The sequence below is a fragment of the Dehalococcoidia bacterium genome (assembly GCA_030648205.1).
Taxonomy (GTDB): domain Bacteria; phylum Chloroflexota; class Dehalococcoidia; order JAUSIH01; family JAUSIH01; genus JAUSIH01.
The window spans coordinates 1-4,748 of the sequence record JAUSIH010000075.1; the positions used below are offsets into that span (position 1 = coordinate 1).

The window sequence follows — 4,748 nt, forward strand, 5'->3', positions numbered from 1 at the left end:
ACAGCGGTTTCCTGGCCCGCGCCGCCGTGCCCGCGCTCCTGCTTATTCAGGTATCATCTCTCCCCATGGCCTTCTTCGTTATCCGTCAGCAGAGGGCGAGGCCGTGAGCAATATAGCGGTGCGCTGCGCTGGCCTGAGCAAGAGCTTTGAGGATGTCCCGGCGGTCCAGGACATAGACCTGGAGGTCGTTGAGGGGAGCACCCTGGCCCTCGTCGGCCCCAGCGGATGCGGCAAGACCACGCTGTTGCGGCTTATCGGTGGGTTTGAAGTCCCCGACTCCGGCTCCGTGGAGGTCAGCGGGCGTCCGGTGGTCGGCCCGGGCCTCTTCGTCCCGCCGGAGAAGCGCCGGGTGGGCATCATCTTTCAGGACTATGCCCTTTTCCCCCACATGACCGTCGCGGAGAATATCGCCTACGGGCTGCCCCGTGACGCCGACCGCCCGGAGCGTGTCCGCCAGATGGTTGCCCTGAGCGGCCTTGCTGGCATGGAGTCGCGCATGCCCCACGAGCTTTCCGGCGGACAGCAACAGCGCGTGGCCCTGGCCCGCTCCCTGGCGGCGCGTCCTCATGTGCTTCTGCTGGACGAGCCTTTCTCCAATCTGGACCTCGGACTGAGGGAGCGCGTCCGGTCCGAGGTCAAGGACATCCTCAGCCTGGCGGGCGCCACCGCCATCTTCGTCACACACGACCAGGACGAGGCCCTGCTGCTGGGCGACCGCGTGGCCGTGATGAACCACGGGCGTATTGAGCAGGCGGACACGCCGGAGCGGGTCTTTCATCATCCCTCCTCGCCCTTTGTGGCGACGTTCTTGGGAACCGCCGACATGCTCCCCGCGCGCGTAGCCGGCGAAGTGCTGACCGCCGAAATCGGCGTGCTCCCCTTCGGCGGCGATCTGCCCGTCGGCACGGAGGTGAGGCTTCTTGTCCGGCCGGACGATATCTCCATCCAACCGGACCCGGACGGGCCAGGCCGGATCGTGGAGGCGCGGTTCCAGGGTGGCTCCTATCTTTACAAGGTCCGCCTGCCCAGCGGAACCACTATCCACAGCCTGCAGTCCCACATCCGGCGGTTCCGCATCGGCACTCCCGTATCCATTAGTCTGGAGCCGGGGCATGACCTCCCCTGCTTCCATCAGGGCCGGCCCGTGCGGGGCGCCGGAGGTCGAGCCGTGCGGTAGGCTGGCCCTCGGGACCATAAGTTGTGAGAGAACACGACGCCGTTGACAGCCCTGGGATCCGGTGGTACACTTTTCGTCACATTTGAATACAGGCTGCGAACGGGACTAGTACGTTCTGAGCGGGGCTCCAGAGAGCCGGGGAAAGGTGAGAGCCCGGCGTCAGCGCATGAGCCGAATGGACCCGGGAGCCGCGCACCGAAAGCCGGAAGGCCGGTAGGATGCGCCGGAGGGGCACCGATATAACAGCCCAGGGCATCTCCTTCCAGGGAAGGACGTGCTCCAACAAGTGCCCCGGATGCGTTTGCGCCGGGGAACAAGGGTGGTACCACGAGGACCTCTCGCCCCTTGGCGAGAGGTCCTTTTGTTTGACCAGGATGGCCCGTGCGGCATTGCTGATGTATGCCTCAGGGCGCGTCGCGGGACACGTGACCGGAGTATGAATCCAAATAGAACGGGCGGCGTTAATAACAGTATCAGGCCTTGCAACCGGCCTGAAAATTTTGACAAGAGGTGCATCGTGACACGCTACTCTTTGCTCAGCCTGGGTCTGGGCCTGGCCCTGCTGGTGGCCGCCTGTGGCGCTCCGGCTCCCCCGCCGTCGTCCGCGCTTCCGGCCAGCCCGCCTCCCCAACCCGCAGCCGCCCCCGCGCCCGCGCCAACGCCCACACCGAGGCCAGCCGCCTCGCAGCCCGCGCTCGCCCCGCCCGCGGCCCCCACGCCGGACGCTCGGCCCGCGGTCAAGACGCCAGCCGTTGTCCGGCTCACGCTGGTCAAAGACAGATCGGAGGCGCGCTTCCTGTCGCGGGAGACGATCGCCAACGTGCCGCTGCCCCGCGATGCCATCGGCACGACGAAGGTAATCAGCGGCGTATTGGCGATCAGCGGCGACGGCAAAGTCCTCCGTGACCAGTCCAAGTTCACGGTGGATATGGCATCCTTGCAGTCGGGCAGTGCCAACCGAGACCGCGACATCAAGGCCAGGACACTGGAGGTCGGCAAGTACCCCACGTCCGAGTTCGTCGTGACGGAGGTCAAGGGCCTGCCATCGCCGCTGCCCACGTCCGGCGTCCTCAAGTTTCAGCTTATCGGCGACATGACCCTGCACGGCGCCACGAAGCCCGTGACGTGGGACGTGACCGCGCAGATGAACGAGGGGGGAATGATCGGTCGGGCCTCGGCCGCCGTGAGGTTCGCTGATTTCAATATGACGAGGCCGTTGACAGCCGTTGTCCTCAGCATCGAGGACACGGTGCGGTTGGAGGTGGACTTCACCGCCGCCAGGAGCCAGACGCCAGCGGCGAGCGCCCCCGCCCAGACACAGCCTGGCCCTGGGGCGACCGCGCCTACCGGGCCCTCCGCCAGAGGGACGGCGGGCGCCACGCCCGCCGCTCCGTCGCCCGCGGTAGCCAGGGCGCCCGCGCTCCAGGAATACGCCGTGCCGCCCGGATCGGGGCCGCACGATGTTGCCCCGGCGGTGGACGGCGGTGTCTGGTACACCGCCCAGCGCACTGGCGAACTGGGCTGGCTGGACCCGGCGACGGGAAGGACTCGCCACGTTAAGTTGGGCGCAGGCTCCTCGCCGCATGGGGTGATCGTCGGGCCGGACGGGGCGCCCTGGATAACGGACGGCGACTCAACGCCATTGTCCGGGTTGACCCAAAGACGGACGCAGTGAAGGTGTTCCCGCTGCCCGCGGGGAGCGGTTACGCCAACATGAATACGGCCACGTTCGACAGGAAGGGCGTGCTGTGGTTCACGGGTCAGTCCGGCTACTACGGTCGACTGGACCCTGCGACCGGGAAGCTGGACGTATGGCCCGCGCCGCTGGGCCGCGGTCCCTACGGCATCGCCACGACGCCGGACGGCGCGGTGTACTACGCCTCACTAGCGGGCAGCCACATCGCCCGCATCGACACAGCGACGGGCGCGACCACTGTGCTGCAGCCGCCCACGCCGCGACAGGGTGCGCGCCGCGTCTGGTCGGACTCCAAAGGCCGCATTTGGGTCAGCGAGTGGGACTCCGGCCAGGTGAGTGTGTATGACCCATTCACCCGCTCGTGGCGCGCGTGGAAGCTACCCGGCGGTTCGCCGCAGGCGTACGCGGTGTACGTGGACGAGCGCGATATCGTCTGGCTCAGCGACTTCGGCGCGAACGCGATGGTCAGCTTCGACTCGGCGACGGAGAAGTTCCAGTCGTACCCGCTGCCGAGCTACCCGTCCAACGTGCGGCAGATCCTGGGTCGCTCCGGCGAGGTCTGGGCCGCTGCGTCCGGCGTGGACAAGCTCATAGTCATACGGACGTCGTAGCGGCGCGCGCGAGACAATAGCGAACGTTGGGCGGGGACGTGAGATTTCAAGAGTGTCCGAGATTCGTGGTATGATGACCCCGGCTTTGGAATAGAGCGGGACCGCGCCAAGCGGCTCGTTTAGCGAGGAGGACTCATGTCCAAGAGTGACGTGACCAAGATTCTGCTGGACGAAAAGGAGATTCCGGAAGCGTGGTACAACATCCAGGCTGATCTCCCTGTACCACTGCCACCGGTGATGCACCCGGGGACGGGAAAGCCCATCGGCCCGCAGGACCTGGCGCCCATCTTCCCCATGGAGATCATCAAGCAGGAGGTCAGCCAGGAGCGGTGGATACCCATCCCGGAAGAGGTCCGGGATATCTATAAGCTGTGGAGGCCCTCCCCCGTTTATCGTGCGCACCGGCTGGAGAAGGCCCTGGGGACTCCTGCTCACATCTATTACAAATACGAAGGTGTCAGCCCGGCGGGCAGCCATAAGCCCAACACCGCCGTCGCTCAGGCGTACTACAACAAGAAGGAAGGTATCCGGCGGCTGACCACGGAGACCGGCGCCGGCCAGTGGGGCAGCGCGCTGGCGCTGGCCTGCCAGTTCTTCGGCCTGGAGTGCAAGGTCTACATGGTCAAGGTCAGCTACCATCAGAAGCCCTACCGGCGTATGATGATCGAGACTTGGGGCGCCAAGGTGGTGGCCAGCCCCAGCACGGACACGCAGGCAGGGAAGAAGGTGCTGGCGCAGGACGCCAACTCGCCGGGAAGCCTGGGCATCGCCATCAGCGAGGCGGTTGAAGACGCCGCCACGCACGACGACACCAAGTACTCGCTGGGCAGCGTGCTGAACCATGTCATGTTGCACCAGACCGTGGTGGGACTGGAAGCCAAGAAGCAGATGGAGAAGGCTGGCGAGTACCCGGACATCATCATTGGGTGTATCGGAGGCGGCAGCAACTTTTGCGGACTAATTCTGCCCTTCGCCCAGGACAAGCTGAAGCAGGGGAAGAAGACGCGCATCATCGCGGTGGAGCCAGAGTCCGCGCCCAGCCTGACCCGAGGCGTCTACGCGTACGACTTCGGGGACACGGTTGGCCTGACGCCTCTCATCAAGATGCACACTCTGGGCCATACCTTCGTTCCGCCCTCCATTCACGCCGGCGGCCTGCGGTATCACGGCATGTCGCCCATCGTGTCCCTGCTGTACGACCAGAAGGTGATTGAGGCGAAGGCGGTGCACCAGAAGACCACGTTCGAGGCGGCGGTCCAGTTTG

General features: G+C 65.9%; 2 protein-coding genes and 2 pseudogenes. All 4 read left to right on the forward strand.

All coding sequences use genetic code 11. From position 1 onward, the window contains the following. Window positions 1–103 precede the first annotated feature (103 nt). Window positions 104–1,177: an ABC transporter ATP-binding protein gene (locus Q7T26_09025; protein MDO8532290.1), complete on the forward strand. Its 1,074-nt coding sequence runs from the start codon at window positions 104–106 to the stop codon at window positions 1,175–1,177. 436 nt (window positions 1,178–1,613) lie between these two features. Then, window positions 1,614–2,441, forward strand: a pseudogene (locus Q7T26_09030) (YceI family protein). 171 nt (window positions 2,442–2,612) lie between these two features. Beyond that, a pseudogene (locus Q7T26_09035) lies at window positions 2,613–3,484 on the forward strand (lyase). 135 nt (window positions 3,485–3,619) lie between these two features. Beyond that, window positions 3,620–4,748, forward strand: a 1,129-nt coding sequence (locus tag Q7T26_09040; protein ID MDO8532291.1) for a TrpB-like pyridoxal phosphate-dependent enzyme, incomplete at its 3' end; no start/stop codon positions are given.